Source organism: Nocardioides baculatus (genome assembly GCF_016735675.1).
GTDB lineage: Bacteria > Actinomycetota > Actinomycetes > Propionibacteriales > Nocardioidaceae > Nocardioides > Nocardioides baculatus.
The window spans coordinates 865059-886489 of sequence record NZ_JAERSG010000001.1 but is presented as its reverse complement, the minus strand read 5'-3'; the positions used below and the strand labels follow the sequence as shown (position 1 = coordinate 886489).

Sequence of the window (21431 nt, the reverse complement as noted above, 5' to 3'; positions counted from 1 at the left end):
GTACGCACGCCCCACCGACAACCCGAAACGCGACCTCAGCCGACGGTGGTCAACAGCTGCGTGGCACGCGTGAGCACGACGTAGAGGGTCGCGCGACCCGTCGCCGACTCGTCCTCGATCTCCTGCGGCGAGACCACCACGATGCCGTCGAACTCCAGGCCCTTGGTGTCGAGCCCGGTGAGGACGACGACGCGGTCCTCGCCGCTCGGCGTGACGCTGGAGTCGACCGCGGCCCGGGCCCCGGCGGCGTCGGACGCCAGCTCCGGCCAGGACGCCAGCCAGGCGTTGACCTCCGAGCGACGCGCGACGGGTACGACGATGCCGACGGTGCCCTGCACGCGGCCGGCCGTCTCGGTCACGGCCGCACGCACGGCGGACTCGAGGTCGTCGACCGGACCCACGACCCGCGGCTCCTCGCCGGTGCGGCGTACGGCATCCGGCAGGTCGGCGTCGAGGCCCACGCGCTGCGCGTAGTCGGCCGCGAAGGCGTAGATCTCGGCGGAGTTGCGGTAGTTGGTGGACAGGTGGAACTCGTGGAGCTCCTTGCCCTCCAGCGCCTCGAGCCGGGCGCGGGTGGCCTCGGGGGCGTCGGGCCACGACGACTGCGCCGGGTCGCCGACGATCGTCCAGCTCGCGGCGCGGCCGCGGCGACCGACCATCCGCCACTGCATCGGCGTCAGGTCCTGGGCCTCGTCGATGAGGACGTGGGCGTAGCCGTCGTCCTCGATGCGGTGGGTCGGGGCCGACCAGGCGAGACCGCCCGGGGCGTACTCCCGCTCGGAGATGGTGGTGAGCTCCTGGAGGTCGACGCCGCCCTCGAGGAGGCCGGTCTCGTCGAGGTCGCGCTCGTCGTCGGTGCGCTGCGGCACGTCACCGATGGCGTAGCGCAGCTCGTCGAGCAGCGGCACGTCCTCGATCGACCAGCCGTCGGAGGCCCACGACTTGGCGAGCAGCAGCTGCTCCTCGCGGCTGACGACGCCCTCGCCGACCCGCGAGAGGAACTCGGGGTCGCGCAGCCAGCCGAAGACGGTGGCCGCGTCGAGCGGCGGCCACCACGACGAGGCGAACTCGACGAAGCCGGCGTGGCCGAGCATGTCGTCGTCGAAGGCCTCACGGCCACGCTCGCGACCGCGCTCGCCCTGCACCTGGCGCCACATCGCGTCGAGGAGCGTCCGGGCGACGCGCGGGAGCTGGCGGTTGCGGCGGCCCTGCGACATCAGCTGGCGGCGCAGCCGGCCGAGCAGGCCGGGGTCGAGCACGATCGTGTCGTCGCGCCAGTAGATGCGGAAGCTGGTCGGGGCGCCCGGCGCGTGCTGGCGCGCCGTACGCCGCATCAGCTCGGCCATCCTCGTGGCGCCCTTGATGTCGGCCACGGCCGGCTCGTCGTGGCGGGTCGCGCGGATGCCACCGACGACCTCGCCGAGCGAGCGCAGCGCGACGGCGGTCTCGCCGAGGCTGGGGAGCACGCGCTCGATGTAGCGCATGAAGACCCCGCTGGGTCCGACGACGAGCACGCCGCCGCCCTCGTAGCGACGTCGGTCGGAGTAGAGGAGGAACGCCGCGCGGTGCAGCGCGACGACGGTCTTGCCGGTGCCCGGTCCGCCCGAGATCGACACGACGCCCTTCCCGGGCGCGCGGATGGCCTTGTCCTGCTCGGCCTGGATCGTCGCGACGATCGAGTGCATGGACCGGTCGCGGGCCCGGGAGAGCTGCGCCATCAGCGCGCCCTCGCCGACGATCGGCAGGTCGGTCTCGGCCTGGTCGTCGAGCAGCTCGTCCTCGACGCCGATCACCGTGCGGTGCTGCGAGCGCAGCACCCGGCGGCGTACGACGCCCTGCGGGGTCGCGGCGGTGGCCTGGTAGAACACGCCGGCAGCGGGCGCGCGCCAGTCGATGAGCAGCACGTCGCGGTCGGCGTTGCGGACGCCGATGCGCCCGATGTAGCGCGGCAGGGCGTCGATCGACGGGTCGAGGTCGAGCCGGCCGAAGACCAGTCCCTCGTGGGCCGCGTCGAGCTGGGCGATCCGCTTGGCGGCCTGGAAGACCATCGCGTCGCGCTCGACGAGACCGCCCTCGTGCTCCAGCTTGCCGCGGTTGCGACCCTCGGCCGCGAGCGCCTTCGCGTTCTGCGTCGATGCCTCGAGCTGGACGTAGACCTCGTCGACGTACTGCTGCTCCGCCGCGATCTCGCGTGCTTCGAGCTCCTCGCTCAAGTGCTGCTCCTCATCCCCCGATGAACTGTGTCCAACCCGCTCGGACAGACCGACAAGCCTAGCCCCGCTTCGGCCTGCACACTCATTTAGCGTGGATCTCGTGACACTTCGTGCCGGGTGGACCGTGCTGGCCGCCGTCGCGGTCGGCCTCCTCGTGCTGGTCGCCGTCCTCACCCTGCCCGGGCTCGTGTCCGGCTCGGAGCCGGCGGCAGCGCCCCGGTCGATCGCGTGCGTCGTGCGCGCGACCGCACCGACCGACGAGATCGGGAAGCAGGGCGCGGAGTGGGTGCGCTTCTGCCCGGTCGCCGGCGGCCACGCCCAGGTGGTGCGGCACCCGAGCGGTGTCGTCACCGGCGACCTCGCCGACTCGGTCGCGGCCGGCCTGTGGCAGACGCAGGTCGACCGCCCGGACTGCGCGGCGGACGTCGGTCCGTCCCCGGGCCCGGCCGGGCACTACCGCATCGAGGTCGGGCTGGCCGACGGACGCATCGCCGAGCTCACCGGCGACACCGGCTGCAGCGAGCGGGACGTCGTGCTCTTCAGCCAGCTCGAGACCACCCTGCTGATGGAGGCGTCGGCGGCCCAGTCGCCGACGCTGGAGCCCCCGCGACCGGTGACCTGCCCCGCCCGGTTCACCGCGGACGCCACCAACCGGGACGGCGCATCCGCCCGCCTGCTCGCGGACCAGCCTGCGCAGACGGTCCCCTTCCTGCCGCTGCCGGCCGTCGCCGCCGACGTCTGTGCCTACACCGGGCGCGGCCCGGGGCGGGTGCTCGCGGGCCAGTGGCAGCTCGACCCCGGCCTCGCCGACTCGATCCGCTCGGCGGCGACGACCCAGGTGGACATCGGCGCCCGGACGATGTGCGGCGCCAGCCCCCGGGGGACGTCGTACGTCGTCGTGCTGGCCGACGCGACCGGCACCGCCCGCACCCTCGCGATCGACCCGACCGAGTGCGCGACGGTGGTCGCGGCCCTGGGCACGCCGGCCGAGCCGACCTCGCTCGGGGTCGCCCGCCAGCGGCTCGTCCGGCTCATCGCTCGGAGCGCGCCCTGAGCACCGTCAACCGTTTCCGCCGCCCACCCGGAGCCGGCTCTTCCGCGCCCAGATCGGTCCGGCCGACGGGAGCGTCGCCCAGGTCGCCGGCGACACCGCCTGCGTCGACGACCACCTGTTCTTCATCCAGCTCGAGACGGTGCTGCGCGGCACCGGCGGGACGCGCGACCCCGGCGCGCGGGTCGAGCCGCGCGCCGTCACCTGCCCCGACGGACTGACCACCACCGGGACCAACCCGGACGGCGCCGACGCGGGACTGCTCCGCGAGGAGCCCGGGTCGTCGGCGCTGGCCACGGTGCCGCTCATCCCCGGGCAGGTCTCGGCGATCGACGTCTGCGCCTACACCGGCCAGGGCGACAGCCGTACGTTCGTCGAGCAGTGGCGCTCCCAGTCGGTCGTCAACATCCTCGCCGCCGCCACCACCGGCTATCGGGACGGCATGGCCGACTGCGAGCCCCGACCCGGGGCGACGTCGTACGTCGTGGTGCTCCAGGACTTCACGGGGACGGCGCGGACCTTCACCCTCGACGCCGCCGCGTGCGGAGCGATGAGCGCGGCCATCGGCACGCCGCCCGAGGAGACCTACCTCGGCCTCGCGACCCCCGAGCTCGTCCGGCTGGTGCGCGACAGCCGGACGCCATGACGTCGGCTCAGGCGACGAGCAGCACGGCACCGAGCGCGCACACCGCAGCCCCGACGGTGCGCACCCGGTCGACCCGGCGGAGCCGGTCGAGCAGGACCGACCGCTCGTCCGCGCCGCCCGACGAGAGCCTGCCGTGGAGCGGCGCGGCCACGGCCGCGGTCGCGACGACGGCGAGCAGGCCGCCGGCGATCGCGACCCAGGTGGCGAAGTCGCGCGGCTCCGCCACGGCGGCCCAGCCGAGCACCAGCACGAGCGGGACGTAGACCACTGCCACGACCGGCGTGATCCGGCGCGAGTGGGCGGCGTGCGCGCGCTCCCACCGCTCGGGCCCGACCTCGGCGAGCGCCGGGTAGACGACCAGGTCGACCGTCAGCTGGAAGCCCAGATGGGCGGCCGCGACCAGCAGCAACCACGGCGCCGGGGTGCTCATCCGGGGTCCCCGGGGCGTTGTCCGGAGGAGCGCAGCGGGGGAGAAGAACGTCCTGGGGTGGTCATGAGAAGGAGCCCGGCCCGAGGTCCTTCGCGCCTGCCGCGAGCGCCTCGACGATGCGGTGCGCCACGTCGGCCGGCGCCAGTCCCGTCGGCAGGCCGGGTGCGACGCCGGAGATCGGGCGGGACGCGAGTCCGGTCTCGGTGTGCGGCGGGCGGACGTCGTACACGTCGACACGGCTGCGCCGCAGCTCGGTCCGCAGCGCCGTCGCCACGGCGCTGAGCGCGGCCTTCGAGGCGGAGTAGGCCGCCATCCGAGGCATCGGGCGCTCGGCGACGACTGCGCTGAGCTGGAGGATGAAGCCCTCGGACTCCTCGAGCAGGGGCAGGACCCGGCGCACCAGGAAGAGCGGTCCGATCACGTTCGTGAGGAACAGCTCCTCGACGACTTCGTCGGGCGTGTCCGCGAGCGTGCCGAAGGCCACCACGCCGGCTGCGTTGACCAGACCGTCGAGACCCCCGAGGTGCTCGCGGGCAGCGGCGGCCACGACGTCGCCGGCGTGCGCGTCGCCGAGGTCGGCGACCACCGGCACGCCCGTCCCGAGAGCGTCCAACCGCTCGCGGTCGCGACCGACCACGAGCAGGCGGGCCCCGCGCGCCGCGAGCTCGGCGGCCACCAGCGACCCCAGTGCGCCGGTGGCACCCATCACGGCGATGCGGGCGCCGTCGATCTCACGTCCGGTGGGCCGCTGGCCGTCCATCGAGGTCTCCTTCGTCGGGGGGCATCTGCTTCTCTGCCGGCGACACCCCGGCGGATGCAGTCGCCGGTCAGCGCTTCCTGGACAGGAAGGCCGTCATCGCCTCGCGCGCCTCGTCGCTGGCGAACAGCCGCGCGCTGGTCGTCGCCATCTCGTCACCGAGTGCGTCGATCCGGGCGACCAGGTCGCGGTTGAGGATCCGCTTCGACTCGCGCAGGCCCTGGGCCGCCCCGGTCGCGAGGCTCGCGCAGATCGCGGCGACCTCCTCGTCGAGGCGCTCGGCCGGCACGGCCTTCGTCACCAGGCCGTACGCCGCCGCCTCGGCGCCGCTGAACACCTCGCCGCCGAGCGTGGTGAGAGCGGCGGCCCGCGGGTTCATCCGGTGATGGACGGTGAGGCTGATGATCGCGGCCGCCAGGCCGAGCTTGACCTCGGTGAGCGCGAAGGTCGCGTCCTCGGCGCTGACGGCGATGTCCGCGGCGGCGACGATGCCGATGCCGCCCGCCCGGACCGCGCCGAGGTTCTTGGTGACCACCGGCTTGTCGAGGGTGACGACGAGCCGCTGCAGGTCGACGATGCGACGCGCCCCGACCTCCATCCCCTCGGTCGTGGCCTCCGACAGGTCCGCGCCGGAGCAGAAGACCTTGCCGCTGCTCTCCACCAGCACCACGCGTACGTCGTCGGCGGCACCGGCCCGCTCGAGGTGCCCGAAGAGCTCGGTGACGAGCTGGCGGCTGAGCGCGTTGCGGTTGGCCGGGCTGTCGAGGGTGATCGTCGCGACCGCGTCGGACACCGAGTAGTGGACCAGCTCGGAGGACGACTGGGTGGGGGCGTCGGACGTGTCTGGCATGGCGGTCATCCTGCCGCACCGCCCATCCGTACGGCCTCCCGCTCCGAACACCCGGCATGGACACCACCGCGCCGCACGACCGCCGACGCACGCTGCTGCACGCTGCCTTCGGTGTCCTCGCGACCCTGGTCGGCCTCGCGGCCGGCCACCTCGTCGCCGCCCTCACCGTCCCCGCCGCCTCCCCCGTGCTGGCGGTCGGCTCGACGGTCATCGACCTGACGCCGACGCCGCTCAAGGAGTTCGCGATCCGCCAGTTCGGCACCGCCGACAAGCTGGTGCTGGTCGGCTCGGTGACCATCGTCGTGCTGCTCCTCGCCGCGATCGCCGGCGTGATCGCCGCGCGTCGCGAGACGGTCGGCCTGCTCATCCTCGTCGGGCTCGCCGGTCTTGCCGGCGTGCTCGCCGTCCTTCGCCCGGGATCCGGGCCGCTGGACCTCCTTCCCGCCCTGGCCACCGCGGCCGCCGCAGCCACCGCCCTGTGGTGGCTGCTCCGCGTCTCGGACCAGGGTCCCGACCGGTCGTCGCGTGGGGTCGACGGCCCGAGCCGGCGCGGGGTCGTGCTGGCGACCGGCGGCCTTGCCGCGGCCGCAGTGACCATGGGGGCACTCGGCCGCTACGTGACGTCGTACCGCCTCGGCGGGACCGACATCGAGCTGCCGACCGCCACCGACCCCGCGTCCGCCTTCCCGCAGGGCCTCGAGGAGATGTACGACGGCATCAGCCCGTTGCGCACGCCCAACGCCGACTTCTACCGGGTCGACACCCGGCTGACGGTTCCGGCGGTGGACGTCGACTCGTGGACCCTCACCATCGACGGCGACGTCGACCAGGAGGTCACGTTGACCTTCGCCGAGCTCGCCGCGATGACGACCGTCGAGCGCGACATCACGCTCACGTGCGTGTCCAACGAGGTCGGCGGCCCCTACGTCGGCGGTGCCCGCTGGCTCGGCGTGCCGCTCAAGGACATCCTCGACAAGGCCGGCATCGACTCCACCAAGGCCGACCAGATCTTCTCGACCGACGTGGACGGCATGACGATCTCGACGCCGCTCGACGTGGCCCTCGACGGCCGCGACGCGATCATCGCGATCGGCATGAACGGCGAGCCGCTCCCGCGTGAGCACGGCTTCCCGGCGCGGATGGTCGTGCCCGGGCTCTACGGCTTCGTCAGCGCGTGCAAGTGGATCACCCGGATGACCCTGACGACGTACGACGCCGAGCAGGCCTACTGGACCGACCGGGACTGGGCGATCGACGCCCCCATCAAGATCTCGAGCCGGATCGACACCCCCAAGCCGCTGTCGACCACCAAGTCCGGGAAGGTCGTCATCGGCGGCATCGCCTGGGCCCAGCACGTCGGCATCGACAAGGTCGAGGTCCGCATCGACGGCGAGGCCTGGAAGCCGGCCACGCTCGGCCCGCAGGTGAACGACGACTACTGGCGCCAGTGGTACTTCGAGTGGGACGCCACCCCCGGCCAGCACTTCATCGCCTGCCGCGCGACCAACAAGGACGGCGACGTCCAGACCGACGTCCGGGCACGTCCGTTCCCCGAGGGCTCGAGCGGTCTCCAGGAGATCTCGGTCTCCATCGGCTGACCCCGGCACACGCACGCCGGCACGGCGGGCGGTGCGTGACGCAGGTCCTGAGCCTCCGGGACCTGCGTCACGCTCCGCCCGCCGTGCCATGTCCGCGTTGTCCACGGTTTGTCCAAAGTTTTTTTCCGAAACGACCCATCCGCTCGACGGGGGGTGCCGAACACCTTCCGACAGCGGGCCACACGGCCCCAGACACGACTTGACCTACTGAAAGGCATCGTCATGAACACGAAGCTCCGCACCCGTTCCATGGGCCTCGCCGCCCTTGCCCTAACCGCGTCGATGGGCCTCGCCGCCTGTGGCAGCGACGACGCCTCCACCTCGGCGTCCGACGACACCACCAGCTCGTCGACCCCCTCGGAGACCCCCTCCGAGTCCGAGACCCCGTCGGAGGAGCCTGCTGCTGACGGCCCGTTCGGCCCCGGCTGCGCCGGCGTTCCCACCTCGGGTGAGGGTTCCGTCGAGGGCATGGCCGACGACCCGGTCGCCACCGCCGCCTCCAACAACCCGCTCCTCAAGACCCTGGTCGCCGCGGTGACCCAGGCCGGTCTCGTCGACACGCTCAACTCGGCCGAGAACCTGACGGTCTTCGCGCCCACCGACGACGCGTTCGCCGCCATCCCGAAGAAGGACCTCAACGCCCTCCTGAAGGACAAGAAGGCGCTGACGACCGTCCTGACCCACCACGTGATCGGCGAGCGCCTCAGCCCCGAGGACGTGGCCGGCGAGCACGAGACCCTGGCCGGCGACATGCTGACCGTCGACGGCTCGGGCGAGGACTTCTCCATCGGTGACGCCACCGTCGTCTGCGGCAACGTGCAGACCGCCAACGCCACCGTCTACGTCGTCGACCAGGTCCTGATGCCGGAGATGTGATTCGTCACATCGACGGATACGCAAGGATGCTGACGTGGAACACGTGAGGCCCGTACCGGACGGGGTACCCGCCAAGGGTGCCCCGTCCGGGGGCGACGCAGCTCGCCTCGCAGGCCTCCTCGGGAAGGCGGCACTGGGAGACCAGGCCGCCTTCGCGGAGTTCTACGACGCGACATCCGCCCGGGCGTACGGACTGGCACTGCGCGTCGTGCGCAACCCGGCCCACGCCGAGGAGGTGACCCAGGAGGCCTACCTCGACGCCTGGCGCTCCAGCGCCAGGTACGACGCCCAACGAGGGAGTGCGGCCGGCTGGCTGCTCACCATCGTGCACCGCAAGGCCGTCGACCGGGTCCGCTCGGTCGAGGCCTCCACGGCTCGCGACGAGACCTGGAACCGCGAGGCAGCACCGATCGACCACGACCAGACCGCGGAGGCCGCACACGCCTCGCTCGACGCCACGCGCGTCCGCAACGCGGTCGCCACCCTGACCGACGTACAACGCCAGGCCGTCGAGCTCACCTACTTCGGTGGCTACACGCACACCGAGGTCGCCGCACTGCTCGACGTGCCGCTCGGCACAGCCAAGACACGCATACGCGACGGACTGATCCGTCTGCGAGACCTGATGGGAGTTGCCTCATGAGCGATCTGCACAAGCTCACGGGCGCCTATGCCGTCGACGCCCTCGACGACCTCGAGCGCGCTCGGTTCGAGCAGCACCTCGCCGAGTGCGACGACTGCCGCTTCGAGGTGGCCGAGCTGCGGGAGACCGCGGCCCTGCTCGCCGACAGCGTCTCCATCGAACCGCCCGCCGCGCTGCGCGACTCGGTGCTGGCCGGGATCGCCCAGGTCCGCCCACTGCCGCCGGTCGTCACTCCCATGCGGACCCCCGCGACGACCCTCCGGCGCCGCCTCCCTCTTCTCGTGGCTGCGGCCGCCGTCCTGATCGTCGGTCTCGGCGCCGTCGTGTGGCAGCCGTGGTCGGAAGAGACCCCGACCCGACTCACTGCCGCCGAGCAGGTCCTCGACGCCCCCGATGCCCAGCAGGTCTTCCTCGACCTCGGTGACACCGGCCAGGCGACCGTCACGCGCTCGAAGGCCGAGGACCGGGCCGTGATCCAGACCGAGGACATGACCTCCGCACCCGAGGGCAAGGACTACGAGCTGTGGCTCCTGTCCCCCGACGGAGAGTTCACCTCCGCCGGGCTGATGCCCGACGGCGGCGACCAGACCTTGGTCCTTGACGGTTCCGCGGCCGACGCCGCGGCGGTCGGGATCACCGTGGAGCCCGACGGCGGGTCGATCCAGCCCAGCAGCGAGCCCATCGCCCTGTTCGACCTCACCCAGGCGACCTGAGCATGGCCGCCCCACGACGGATCGCCGTCGTCGGCTCCGGCGTGGCCGGACTGACCGCTGCGCACGTCGCCTCACGCACGGCGCACGTCACGCTCTACGAGGCCGATGCGCGGCTCGGCGGGCACGCCGACACGCACCGCGTCCCGACGGACGACGGCGAGCTGGCGATCGACACCGGCTTCATCGTGCACAACCGCCGGACCTACCCGACGCTGCTGCGCCTCTTCGCCGAGCTCGGCATCGCGACCCAGCCCAGCGAGATGTCGCTCTCGGTCAGCGACGCCGGCACGGGAGTGGAGTACGCCGGCGCGCTCGGTGCCCGCGGCCTCTTCGCCCAGCGGTCCTCCCTGACGTCGCGCTCCCACTGGCGGATGCTGCTGGAGATCCCGCGCTTCCACCGACGCGCACGCGCCGTGCTCGCGGCCGACGACGACGGCTCCGACCAGACGTTGCGCGAGTTCCTCGCCGAGGGCCGCTTCACCCCCGGCTTCGTGCGCCACTTCATGGAGCCGCTCGTGGCGGCCGTGTGGTCGTGCGACCCCGCCACCTCGCTCGACTACCCCGCGCGCTACCTCTTCACCTTCCTCGAGCACCACGGCATGCTCGGTGTCTTCGGCTCGCCCGAGTGGCGGACCGTGACCGGCGGGTCCGGCACCTACGTCGCCGCGGTCGCCGCGGGCCTCCACGACGTACGCCTCGACACCAAGGTCACCTCCGTCCGCGAGCTCGCCGACGGCGTCGAGGTCACCGACGGCAGCGGCAGCACGACGCGGTTCGACGGTGTCGTCATCGCGACGCACCCGGCCCAGGCGCTCGGCATGCTCGAGGCGCCCACCGACCTCCAGCGCGAGCTGCTCTCCGCGCTGCCCTACAGCAGCAACCCGGCGCTCCTGCACACCGACACCTCGCTGCTCCCGGCAGCCGAGGGTGCCCGCGCGTCGTGGAACTTCTTCCGGCCCGCGGACGAGACCGGCGCGGTCACGGTCACCTACGACCTCACCCGCCTCCAGCGGCTGCCGACCGACACCCACTACCTCGTGACCCTCGGCGGCGAGGACCTCGTCGACCCGGCCACGGTGATCGACCGGATGGAGTACGAGCACCCGCTCTACACCCCCGAGTCGGTGGCCGCCTCGCGTCGGCTGCCCGAGATCGACACCGACCGGATCGCCTTCGCCGGGGCCTACCACGGCTGGGGCTTCCACGAGGACGGTGCGCGCTCCGGCCTGGCCGCCGCGACGCGGCTCGGTCTCCCGTGGACCCGCACCACTCCCGTGCTCCCGACGCCCGGCCGCTTCGAGACGACGATCCGGCACACCCGTCGTACGCCCTTCAAGCGGGCCTTCGAGCACACCTCGACCTTCTGGCTCGTCGACCTCGACGACCTCCCCGACCACGGCGTGCTCGCCCGCTTCGAGGCGCGCGACCACCTCGGCGACCCGGACGCCACGCTGCGCGCCAACGTCGAGTCGTTCCTGGCCCGTCACGACGTGCGCCTCGGTGCCGACGGCAGGGAAGGTGGCGGCACGATCCTGATGGCGGCCAACCCGCGCTCGCTCGGGCACGCCTTCAACCCGATCAGCGTCTTCTGGTGCTTCGACGACGCCGGCCGTCAGGCGGGCGTGGTCGTCGAGGTGCACAACACCTACGGCGACCGCCACGCCTACCTCGTCCACCCCGACGAGCAGGGCCGCGCGACGACCGACAAGGCGATGTACGTCTCTCCCTTCCACGGCGTCGACGGCGCGTACGACGTCGCGGTGCCGATCCCGACCGACCGCCTGCACGTCGCGGTGACCCTGCGCGGCCACGACGGTGGCGACGCATCGCCCTTCAGCGCGAGCCTCACCGGGACCCGGAGCGACCTCCCCGTCCGCAAGACCCTCGGCGCCGCGCTGCGCGGCAGTGCGCTGATCCGGGCCCACGGCATCTGGCTGTGGGCGCGCCGGCTGCCGATCCGACCTCGACCCAACCACCGACAGGAGGGCGTCCGATGACCCTCGAGAAGAACCGACGCGACCAGGGAGCACCCGTCGCCTCCACCCAGGGCGTGCCCGCCCTCGAGCCCCTGCGCGGCGGACCCCGCACCGCGATCTCCGCGGCCGTCGCCAGGCGCCTCTTCCACGCCGCCGTCAACCGCCTCGACGTCACCGTGGTCGAGGGTCGCTCGGGCCGTCGCCTCGGCCAGGGCGGCCCGACGATGCACATCCACCGTCCCGACGAGTTCTACGCGCGCCTCGGGCGCGACCACCTCATCGGGTTCGGCGAGGCCTACATGACCGGCGCCTGGGACGCCGAGGACCTGGCCGGCTTCCTCACCGTGCCCGCCGCCCGGATCGCCACCCTGATCCCCGAGCCGCTGCAGCGGATGCGTGCCTTCCTCGCACCGCGCCTGCCGGGTCACCAGCGCAGCACCGAGGACAACAGCCGGGCGAACATCTCGCACCACTACGACCTGTCGAACGAGATGTTCGAGCTGTTCCTCGACGACACCCTCAGCTATTCCTCCGCCCTCTTCGACACCTCCTTCTCCCCTGCGGGAGCCGGGCCCGGCTCCGTCGGTGACCACCTGGTCGCCACTCCACCAGAGCCGACCGACAGCGCGGACCCGATCGTCCACAGCCCCGACTTCGCCGAGGCGCAGGGCCGCAAGATCGAGCGGCTCCTCGACGAGGCCGGCGTCACCGACGGCACCCGCGTCCTCGAGATCGGCACCGGCTGGGGCGAGCTCGCGATCCGGGCGGCCCGCCGCGGAGCGACCGTGCACTCGATCACGCTGTCCGTCGAGCAGCTCGAGCTCGCCGAGGAGCGGATCGCGGCGGCCGGCTTCGCCGACCGGGTACGCGTCGAGCTGATGGACTACCGCGCGCTCGGCGGCGACGGATCGACCTACGACGCCGTGCTGTCGGTCGAGATGATCGAGGCCGTCGGCCACGAGTTCTGGGGCACCTACTTCCAGACGATCGACCGGGTCCTCGCGCCCGGCGGCCGGGTCGCGATCCAGGCGATCACCATGCCCCACGACCGGATGCTCGCCACCCGCGACGGCCAGACGTGGATCAACAAGTACATCTTCCCCGGCGGGTTCCTCCCGAGCGTCGAGGTGATCGACCAGATCACCCGCGACGAGACCACGCTCCGCCTCACCGGCCAGCTCGAGATGGGCAGCCACTACGCCGAGACGCTGCGCCGCTGGGACCGCCGCTTCCTGTCGCAGCGCGACGCCGTGCACGCCCTCGGCTTCGACGACCTCTTCATGCGGGTGTGGCACTTCTACCTGGCCTACTCCCAGGCTGGTTTCGCGAGCGGCTACATCAACGTCTCGCAGCTGACCTTCACCCGGCCCGGCACCGGGTCAGACACCACGGAGAACTCGTGACCCAGACGGCACCCCGACCGACCGCACCGCGCCCGACGAGCGCCGGCGTCGCGGACCGCCTCGCCGAGGCGGTCCGGCCCTTCATCGGCGGCGACCTCCCGGTCCGGCTCGAGGCGTGGGACGGCTCGGTCGCCGGGCCCGAGGGCGCGCCCCTCGTGGTGCTCCGCTCCCCCGACGCACTGCGCCGGCTGCTGTGGCACCCGGGTGAGCTCGGCGCGGCCCAGGCCTACGTCACCGGCGAGCTCGACGTGCCCGAGCAGGACGGCTGGACGCTCGAGTCCGCGCTGACGCACGCCTTCGCCGTCGGCGCCGAGCGCGGCCTGTCCGGCGTACGCCTCTCTCCGCGCGCGATGGTCGACGCGGTCCGCACCGCCGCCGGCCTCGGCGCGCTCGGCCGGCCGCCCGCGGCTCCGGCGTCGCAGGCGAGGATCAAGGGGCGGCTGCACAGCCTGGCCCGCGACCGCTCGTCGATCAGCCACCACTACGACCTCTCCAACGAGTTCTACTCGTTGATCCTCGAGCCCCAGATGGCCTACAGCTGCGGCTACCACGCCACCCCCGACGTCCCGCTCGAGGAGGCGCAGCGCGCCAAGCTCGACCTGGTCTGCACCAAGCTCGGCCTCGGGCAGGGTCAGGGAATGAGGATGCTCGACGTCGGCTGCGGCTGGGGCTCGCTCTCGCTGCACGCCGCCGAGCACTTCGGTGCCCAGGTCACCGGCGTGACGATCGCTGCGGAGCAGAAGAAGTTCATCGACGCCCGCATCGCCGAGCGCGGCCTCCAGGACCGGGTGGAGATCCGGCTCCAGGACTACCGCGAGGTCCCCGAGCGCGACCACTTCGACGCCGTCGGGTCGCTCGAGATGGGCGAGCACGTCGGCGCCGCCAACTACGCGACCTACGTCGAGGTGCTGCGCCGCGCGGTGCGACCGGGCGGCCGGGTGCTCGTCCAGCAGATGTCCCGACAGGGCGCCGGTGGCGGCAAGCACCCCGGCGGCGGTCCCTTCATCGAGTCGTTCATCGCTCCCGACATGACCATGCGGCCGGTCGGCGAGACCGTCGGCCTCATCGAGGCCGGTGGGCTGGAGGTCCGCGACGTCCACGCGATGCGCGAGCACTACGTGCTGACCGTCGCGGGCTGGATCGAGAACTTCGAGGCCAACCTGCCCCGACTGCGTGAGCTGGTCGGCGAGGAGGTGGTCCGCGTCTGGCGGCTCTACCTCGTCGGTGGCGCCCTCGCCTTCCGCGACGGCCGGATGGGGGTCGACCAGATCCTGTCGGTGCGCCCGGGCGCACCGCACACACTGGACGCCGTACGCACGTGGTGACCCAGAGCCTCGTCGCGCTCCTGACGGCACTCGTCGTCATGGGCGTCACGGCAGCGATCAGCCGCCGGGTCGACCGGGTCGCGGTCGTCGACGTCGCATGGGGATCCGTCTTCGTCGCGGTCGCGATCGTGCTCGCGGTCATCTGGCCCGACCCGCACTCGTGGCTGCTGGCGGCGCTGGTGACGTTCTGGGGCGGACGGCTCGCCTGGCACATCGCCCGGCGCTCGAAGGGCCACGGCGAGGACCCCCGCTACGAGGCGATGCTCGGCGGGCCGGGCTGGCACGCCGGCGCGGCCAAGGTGCTCCTCCGCGTCTTCCTCACCCAGGCCGTCGTCGCCTGGGTGATCTCGTTCCCCCTGCACGTCGCCGCGGCCTACGACGTCCGCTGGTGGGCCGTCGTCTGGATCGGGGTCGCCGTCTGGGCGGTGGGCATCTTCTTCGAGGTCGTCGGCGACGCCCAGCTCTCGGCGTACCGCTCACGCCCCCGTGACCAGCGTCCGCCGGTCCTCGACACCGGCCTCTGGGCCTGGACCCGCCACCCGAACTACTTCGGCGACGCCTGCGTGTGGTGGGGCCTGTGGATCGCCGGCGCGCTGTCGCTGGGCTGGCTGCCCGGCCTCCTGACCGTCTTCGCGCCGGTCGCGATGACCTTCTTCATCCGCAACGTCACCGGCGCCAAGCTCCTCGAGAAGACCATGTCGCAGCGACCCGGCTGGGACGAGTACGCCGCCCGGGTGCCACTGTTCTTCCCCCGTCCGCCGCGCGGCTGATCGCTCCGGGAGCGACGACACACCCGTACGGCCTGTGATCCGCGCCGCGAGTGGGGTAGAACCGGCAGGTGCCCGGTCCCGACCCCCTCGACGCCGCCGTGGAGCGGATGTGCGACGGCGACGAGGGCGCGTTCCGCACGGTCTACCGGGAGGTCCACCCGGCCCTGCTGCGCTACCTGACGGTGCTGGTCGGCAGCAGCGACGCGGAGGACGTCGCCAGCGAGGCATGGGCGCAGGCGTTCCGCGACCTCGACCGGTTCCGCGGCGACGCCGACGGGTTCCGCGGCTGGGTCACCACTATCGGCCGCAACCGGGCCTTCGACCACCTCCGCAGCTCGCGGCGCCGGCCCACCGACGAGCGCTCCGTGGAGGACTACGTCGACCTGCTCGACGACGCCGACGTCGAGGGGGACTCGCTCGGCCGCGTGCACTCCGAGGCGGCGCTCGCGCTCGTCTCGTCGCTGCCGCGCGACCAGGCCGAGGCGATCATGCTGCGCACCGTGCTGGGCTTCGACGCGGTGACCGCGGGGCAGATCCTCGGCAAGTCACCCGGTGCCGTGCGCGCCGCGTCGTTCCGGGGCCTGCGACAGCTCGCCAAGAAGATCGACCGACACCCGTAACACCTGCGCGTCCTGCGACGCTGAAGGGAGTGAGATGCGCATCCCTCACCGCCACCTGTCCCGCCGCGAGGCCGAGCGACTGCTCGACGACCCCGCGGCGCACGACAGCGCGCTCGGATCGGTCCTGAAGGCCGCCGGCGGTCCTGCGCTCCCGGGCGAGCTGGGCCGCGAGGACGCCACGGCTGCCACCTTCCAGCGCACCGCCACGGTCCCGTCGCCGGGTGGCGGCACGTTCATCGTGCCCCCTCCGCGCCGCGAGGGCCGCGCGGCGGTGCGCGCCGTCGTCGCGACCGGCGCCGTCGTCGCCCTCGCGACGGGCGGCTTCGCCCTCGCAGGGTCAGCAGACCTGCCCCACATTCCCGGCCTTCCGGGCCAGGCCTCCGACCGGGCCACCGAGTCCGTCGCCAAGGAACCGAAGCCGTCGGAGGCGTCGAGCACCTCCGCGACCCCGGGGGACGAGGCGTCCGGGACCGGTGGATCCGGGACGAGCGGGTCGGGCAGGCCCACGTCCACGGGGACGACCGGGTCGGGCAGGCCCACGTCCCCGGGCACGACCGGGTCCTCCGGCACCTCCACGCCCTCCGCCTCGTCGAGCCCGACCCCGAACTTCGAGGGCCTCTGCCGCGCGTTCCAGGCCACCGACCACTCCGCCAACGGGTCGTCCCTCGACAGCGCCGCCTTCCGCGCGCTCGCCGCCGAGGCGGGTGGCGCGGACCAGGTCGCGACCTACTGCGTCGGCCTGATCGGCGAACCCAAGCCCACCGGCAAGCCCACGGACAAGCCCACGGGGAAGCCGACCGACAAGCCCACCGGCAAGCCGACCGACAAGCCCACCGGCAAGCCCACGGACAAGCCCACGGGGAAGCCGACCGACAAGCCCACCGGCAAGCCCAGTTCCACGCCGACGCCCACCTCGACGCCCACCTCGACGCCCACCTCGACGCCGACCTCGAGCTCGGCGACCGGCAAGCCGACCGACAAGCCGACCGGAAAGCCGAGCAGGCCGCCCGGCAAGCCGACCGAGCAGCCCTCCCCGACCGACTCGTCCACCACCAAGGGAGGCGGCAGGACACCCTGAATGTCCGGTCACGAGAGTGACCGGAGCGGCCGCGTTCCGCGGGCCTGCACCCGACGCCACCGTATTCATCACCCCCGCTTCGAGTACGGAGATTCTCCCCGCATCCAACGGCGACGGGCCCTAGCCCTCAACGCACCGCAGCGGCACGGCTTCCCCCCGGGGCCGTGCCGCTGCTCTTTGTCGTGCTTCGCGTCTGGGTCGCACCTGGGTTCGCGTCTAGGTTGGGGCGCATGGTCGCGCCGCTGTCCGCCCGGGAGGACACCAACCGGCGGATGCTCCGCGCCCGCGACGAGATGGACCGCCGCTACGCCGACCCCCTCGACGTACCGACGCTGGCGGCGATCGCGCACCTCTCCCCCTCCCAGTTCGGCCGGGTCTTCAAGGACGTGTACGGCGAGACGCCGCACCGCTACCTCCAGCGCCGCCGGGTCGAGCGGGCGATGACGCTGCTGCGCCAGACCGACCGGCCCGTCACGGACGTGGCGTGGGACGTCGGGTTCGCCAGCCTGGGCACCTTCAGCCGGACCTTCAGCAACATCGTCGGGCTCTCCCCCACGGAGTTCCGGGCCCAGCACGCCCCCGTCGCCGTGCCGTCGTGCTTCATCGCGGCGTGGACCCGGCCCCGGGAAGGGACAGCGCCCCTCACGACAGCGGTTTCGGAGAAGCGGGACGAGGGCGAGCCTCACTAGCGTCCTCGTCATGACCACCGACAACGGCAACCACATCACCTCCCTCCACATCCGCTCCGTGCCCGTGCTCGACCAGGACGAGGCGCTCGACTTCTACACGACCCACCTCGGCTTCGAGGTGCGCGACGACATCGACCTCGGCTTCATGCGCTGGCTCACCGTCGGCGTGCCCGGCCAGGACACCTCGATCCTGCTCGAGCTCGTCGGCGGTCCGCAGCACGACGAGTCGACCGCCGCCCAGGTCCGCGAGCTCGTCACCAAGGGGGCGCTCGGCGGCCTGTTCCTCGTGAGCAGCGACGTCCACGCGACCTACGAGGCGCTGCGCGACGCCGGCGTCGAGATCACCCAGGAGCCGGTCACCCAGCCCTACGGCACCGACTTCGGCATCCGCGACCCCTTCGGCAACCAGATCCGGATCAACCAGTTCAACAACGCCTCCGGCGACGAGGTCAAGGCGGGCTACGAAGCCGCCGCCGAGGCATGATCGCTCCATGAGCTACCCGCCGCCGATCTACGAAGGCGACTCCGGCGAGGTCTCCGCGCGCGTGTTGCGGGCGGGGATCGAGCCGGCCGTCGTCTACCCCAACGGACAACTTGGTGTTCTACCTCGCGCAGGGCGCCGAGACGCAGGGCACGTTCGGGCTCTACCGGTGGGAGTTCGCCGGACCGCCGAGCGGTCCGGGCGCCCACTTCCACCGGACGATCACCGAGTCGTTCTTCGTCCTCGAGGGCACCGTCACGATCTACGACGGCACCGACTGGGTGAAGTGCCACGCGGGCGACTTCGCCCACGTCCCGGCGGGTGGGATCCACGGCTTCCGCAACGAGGACGGCGCAGCGACGATGCTCCTCCACTTCGCGCCGGGTGCTCCGCGCGAGGCGTACTTCGAGGGCCTCGCGGCGGGTGCCGGCAACCTCGACGGCGATGCGTACGACCGCTTCATGCGCGAGCACGACAACACCTGGCTCTGACGCCCGGTCCTCCCACGCGGGTGCTACCGGAGCGTGCCGTTGCGCTGGGCCCGCGCGAGGCGGACGGGCAGGCCGGCCACCACCTCGAGCGGACCGCGCAGCCGCAGCATCCGCAGGACGGCGCCGACGGCGAGCAGCACCACCACGTGGGACACGTACGACGACGGTTCCTCGGCCGGCCACACCTGCTCGGTGCGCATCACCACGTGCATCGAGTAGAGCGTGAGGGTCGCGGCTCCGGCGCCGAGCACGACCCCCAGGACGGCGGCCGCTGCTCGCGGCAGCACCCGCTCGAGCAGGAGGCAGACCGCGATCACCAGGACCGCGCTGCCGATCGTCTGGGCCAGGTCGAACGGCGTCGCTGAGTGCGGCGCGGCGAGGAGCAGCCAGCTCCAGTCGCCGTCGGCCGGCGTCGTGCCGTACATCCCGGTGGCGTTGGCCTCGGCCACCTTGGGGTCGGCGAACGTGCGGGAGACCTGGGTCGCGAGGACGGCGAGCCCGAGGCCGCCGAGCGCGAGGGCGCCGAGGAGCGAGCGGTTGCGAAGGTCGAGACGACCCAGGGCCAGACCGACGAGCAGGTAGGCCAGCCAGGGAAGGACCGGGTAGTAGCCGGTCAGCAGCAGCTCGCTCCCCAGCTGGGCGGGATCTCCGAGCTGGCCGAGGGTCGGGCTGTCGTAGCCGCGCTCCGGCAGCCGCGGGCGGACCAGGTGTGAGAGGACCGGCGCCCCGACGACCCAGACGACTGCCAGAGGCGCGATCCACCGCAGGCGCAGGAAGGTGAACGGAAGGCCCAGGACGAAGAGCAGCGCGTAGTAGCTGAGGATGATCGCGATGCCGGTGTCCAGGCCGCCGAGCACCAGGCCCAGCAGACCGATGAGGACGGCCCGCACCGCGATCGCCGCGGTGCGCAGCGCGAGCGGCGTACCGCGCAGGGGCTCGCGCGTCATCAGCGCGAGGCTCACGCCGGCCAGCACCGCGAACAGCGCGGACGCGCGACCGCCTGCCAGCCACTGCGCCGTGGACAGGTCGCCCCCAGGCGTACGCGCCTCGAGGACGTGGGTGGCGACCATCCCGAGCAGCGCGAGGCACCGGGCCACGTCGAGCCCGACGAGGCGTCCCTCGAGCGGCCCGGTCATGGCCCCATCGTGCCGGTCGGGACCTGACGACTCGTCGTCCTCTGGGGTCGGCGGGTACGGTCGCTGGTGTTCTCGCCCGGCCGGGCGCGTGGGGTGCCGGCGGCCGGTGTGTCGATCGTGAACGTGTCGCCCGCGCCCCCTCGCCGAGGGCGGCCTGAAGGGTTCGTCGTGTCGAGGTCGTCCGTTCTCCTGCTCATCCTGTGCCTCCTCGTGGGTCCACTCACCGGCGAGGCAGCATCCGCTGCTCCGCCGTCCGGGGCGGTGGTGGCCGTGGACCGGCCAGGGACCGGGGACCTGTCCGTGACGACAGCCTCCGAACGGCGTCGGTGGAAGGCGCCGCGTGGACCCTTCTTCAACGACCCGCGACGCAAGAAGGGCTACTTCCGGATCGAGCGGAAGGTGATCCAGACGATCCGCCACACCCGCCCGGGCTCGACCATCCGGATCGCTGTCTACTCCTTCGACCGGATGCCGGTCGCCGATGCGCTGGTCGCCGCGCACAAGCGCGGCGTGAAGGTGCAGATGCTGCTCAACGACCACCAGTACACGAAGGCGATGCGGGTCGTCCGGAAGAGGATCGGCGCGAAGCGGAGCGCCGACAGCTTCATCTACCGCTGCACGTCCGGCTGCCGCGCCAAGCAGAACAGCGTCAACAACATGCACTCGAAGTTCTACCTGTTCTCCCGCGCGGGGGCCTCGCGCGACGTGGTGGCGGTGGGATCGGCCAACCTGATGCTCAACGCGGCGATCCACCAGTGGAACGACCTCTACTTCAGCTCAGGTGACCACGAGCTGTACCAGCAGTACGCCCGGCTCTTCGACGACATGACCAACGACTACGACGTACGCCAACCTGCGCGCCACTTCTGCGGCACGCCCACCACCGGCGAGTGCAACGAGTCGGTGGACGGCGGCACGCCCACCACCGGCGAGTGCAACGAGTCGGTGGACAAGCACACGGTGTGGGCCTTCCCCCGACCGTCCGGTCCCCGCAACGACGTCGTGCTCGACACGCTCGGCAAGGTGCAGTGCCTCACCCCGGACGGCGCCGGCGGCCAGGTGCGGACGCGCCTCGCACTGTCCATGCACACCATGCGCGGACGTCGGGGCGACTACCTCGCGGCCGCGATCCGCGACAAGTGGGCCGAGGGGTGCAAGGTCCGCGTCATGTACGGCCTGATCGGCTACCACACCAAGCGGGTCCTCGGTGCGCTGACGAAGCGGGGCCGGATCCCCCTGCGCTCCACCGGCCTCGACTACAACACCGAGGACAACTACGACCTCAACAAGGACGGCAAGGACGACCTGATCCTCAACTTCTACTCCCACCAGAAGTACCTGACGATCCAGGGGACCTACGACGGCGTTCCCGGGACGGAGATGCTCGTGACGGGGTCCGCCAACTGGGCCAGCCTCAGCCCGGCCAACGACGAGGTGCGGATGACCGTCCGCGGCCGGAAGGTGACCCGGAAGTACGTCCGAAACTTCGACTACCAGTGGAAGAAGAAGCGCAACTCGCGCAACGCCTACACGACGACGTACGCCAACTTCCGGGTGGCGCGGATGGTCGTGGGACCCGACGGCACCCTCCAGCGCACCTACGTCACCGAGCGCCGCAAGATCACCACGGTCGAGCCCGATCCCTACCGCAAGGGCGCCTACTGGGAGAACGACTGAGACGGCGG

General features: G+C 72.4%; 21 protein-coding genes. 16 read left to right on the top strand and 5 right to left on the bottom strand.

The features are described from left to right. Positions 1–35 precede the first annotated feature (35 nt). Positions 36–2213, bottom strand: a complete 2178-nt coding sequence (locus tag JI751_RS04330; RefSeq protein WP_201933764.1) for a HelD family protein — start codon at positions 2211–2213, stop codon at positions 36–38. A 100-nt stretch (positions 2214–2313) separates the two neighbouring features. Here JI751_RS04330 and JI751_RS04325 point away from each other — a divergent pair, with 100 nt between their 5' ends. Next, complete coding sequence (locus JI751_RS04325) at positions 2314–3267, top strand: hypothetical protein (RefSeq protein WP_201933761.1); 954 nt, start codon at positions 2314–2316, stop codon at positions 3265–3267. Positions 3268–3406: 139 nt separating this feature from the next. Next, positions 3407–3910 (top strand): hypothetical protein, encoded by a 504-nt coding sequence (locus tag JI751_RS04320; protein WP_201933759.1) that lies wholly within the window; start codon positions 3407–3409, stop codon positions 3908–3910. A gap of 7 nt (positions 3911–3917) precedes the next feature. Here JI751_RS04320 and JI751_RS04315 read toward each other — a convergent pair whose 3' ends face one another. From JI751_RS04315 to JI751_RS04305, 3 genes are all read right to left on the bottom strand, one after another. After that, a complete protein-coding gene (locus JI751_RS04315; protein ID WP_201933757.1) occupies positions 3918–4340 on the bottom strand; it encodes a DUF1772 domain-containing protein in 423 nt (140 codons plus the stop codon). Between the two features lie 61 nt (positions 4341–4401). Next, complete coding sequence (locus JI751_RS04310) at positions 4402–5100, bottom strand: SDR family NAD(P)-dependent oxidoreductase (RefSeq protein ID WP_201933755.1); 699 nt, start codon at positions 5098–5100, stop codon at positions 4402–4404. A 67-nt stretch (positions 5101–5167) separates the two neighbouring features. Next, positions 5168–5947, bottom strand: coding sequence for an enoyl-CoA hydratase-related protein (locus JI751_RS04305; RefSeq protein ID WP_201933750.1), 780 nt, complete (start codon positions 5945–5947; stop codon positions 5168–5170). Positions 5948–6003: 56 nt separating this feature from the next. On the opposite strand from JI751_RS04305, the gene JI751_RS04300 reads away from it, so the two are divergent. The 13 genes from JI751_RS04300 to JI751_RS04240 all read left to right on the top strand — a co-directional run bounded on the left by JI751_RS04300 (position 6004) and on the right by JI751_RS04240 (position 18610). Beyond that, positions 6004–7545, top strand: a complete 1542-nt coding sequence (locus JI751_RS04300) for a molybdopterin-dependent oxidoreductase (protein ID WP_201933749.1) — start codon at positions 6004–6006, stop codon at positions 7543–7545. A 222-nt stretch (positions 7546–7767) separates the two neighbouring features. Continuing rightward, the gene (locus JI751_RS04295; protein ID WP_201933748.1) at positions 7768–8421 is read left to right on the top strand and encodes a fasciclin domain-containing protein; all 654 of its coding nucleotides are present in this window, start codon (positions 7768–7770) and stop codon (positions 8419–8421) included. Between the two features lie 34 nt (positions 8422–8455). Then, the gene (sigK, locus tag JI751_RS04290; RefSeq protein ID WP_201933747.1) at positions 8456–9064 is read left to right on the top strand and encodes an ECF RNA polymerase sigma factor SigK; all 609 of its coding nucleotides are present in this window, start codon (positions 8456–8458) and stop codon (positions 9062–9064) included. Then, on the top strand, positions 9061–9777 hold the full coding sequence (locus JI751_RS04285; RefSeq protein ID WP_201933745.1) for an anti-sigma factor: 717 nt from the start codon (positions 9061–9063) through the stop codon (positions 9775–9777). The genes sigK and JI751_RS04285 overlap by 4 nt, the downstream gene beginning before the upstream one ends. Positions 9778–9779: 2 nt before the next feature. Beyond that, positions 9780–11774 carry an FAD-dependent oxidoreductase gene (locus tag JI751_RS04280; RefSeq protein ID WP_201933743.1) on the top strand — a complete coding sequence of 665 codons (1995 nt, stop codon included), beginning with the start codon at positions 9780–9782 and terminating at the stop codon, positions 11772–11774. After that, on the top strand, positions 11771–13156 hold the full coding sequence (locus JI751_RS04275; protein WP_201933742.1) for an SAM-dependent methyltransferase: 1386 nt from the start codon (positions 11771–11773) through the stop codon (positions 13154–13156). The genes JI751_RS04280 and JI751_RS04275 overlap by 4 nt, the downstream gene beginning before the upstream one ends. Then, on the top strand, positions 13153–14481 hold the full coding sequence (locus JI751_RS04270) for an SAM-dependent methyltransferase (RefSeq protein ID WP_201933741.1): 1329 nt from the start codon (positions 13153–13155) through the stop codon (positions 14479–14481). The genes JI751_RS04275 and JI751_RS04270 overlap by 4 nt, the downstream gene beginning before the upstream one ends. After that, positions 14475–15251: a DUF1295 domain-containing protein gene (locus tag JI751_RS04265; protein ID WP_307813819.1), complete on the top strand. Its 777-nt coding sequence runs from the start codon at positions 14475–14477 to the stop codon at positions 15249–15251. Before JI751_RS04270 ends, JI751_RS04265 begins: the two co-directional genes overlap by 7 nt. 68 nt (positions 15252–15319) lie before the next feature. Next, positions 15320–15871 carry an RNA polymerase sigma factor gene (locus JI751_RS04260; RefSeq protein ID WP_201933740.1) on the top strand — a complete coding sequence of 184 codons (552 nt, stop codon included), beginning with the start codon at positions 15320–15322 and terminating at the stop codon, positions 15869–15871. A 34-nt stretch (positions 15872–15905) separates the two neighbouring features. Beyond that, entirely contained in the window at positions 15906–16949 is a 1044-nt protein-coding gene (locus JI751_RS04255) for a PT domain-containing protein (RefSeq protein WP_201933739.1), read from the top strand. Between the two features lie 230 nt (positions 16950–17179). Continuing rightward, positions 17180–17638 (top strand): helix-turn-helix domain-containing protein, encoded by a 459-nt coding sequence (locus JI751_RS04250; RefSeq protein WP_236665541.1) that lies wholly within the window; start codon positions 17180–17182, stop codon positions 17636–17638. 10 nt (positions 17639–17648) lie between these two features. Beyond that, positions 17649–18122: a VOC family protein gene (locus JI751_RS04245; RefSeq protein WP_201933737.1), complete on the top strand. Its 474-nt coding sequence runs from the start codon at positions 17649–17651 to the stop codon at positions 18120–18122. A gap of 113 nt (positions 18123–18235) precedes the next feature. Continuing rightward, entirely contained in the window at positions 18236–18610 is a 375-nt protein-coding gene (locus JI751_RS04240; RefSeq protein ID WP_201933723.1) for a cupin domain-containing protein, read from the top strand. Positions 18611–18633: 23 nt separating this feature from the next. Here the strand turns inward: JI751_RS04240 and JI751_RS04235 are convergent, their stop codons facing one another. Beyond that, a complete protein-coding gene (locus JI751_RS04235) occupies positions 18634–19746 on the bottom strand; it encodes a heparan-alpha-glucosaminide N-acetyltransferase domain-containing protein (RefSeq protein WP_201933722.1) in 1113 nt (370 codons plus the stop codon). A 300-nt stretch (positions 19747–20046) separates the two neighbouring features. Between JI751_RS04235 and JI751_RS04230 the strand changes: the two genes are divergently transcribed. After that, entirely contained in the window at positions 20047–21423 is a 1377-nt protein-coding gene (locus JI751_RS04230; protein WP_201933719.1) for a phospholipase D-like domain-containing protein, read from the top strand. The last annotated feature ends 8 nt before the right edge of the window (positions 21424–21431 follow it).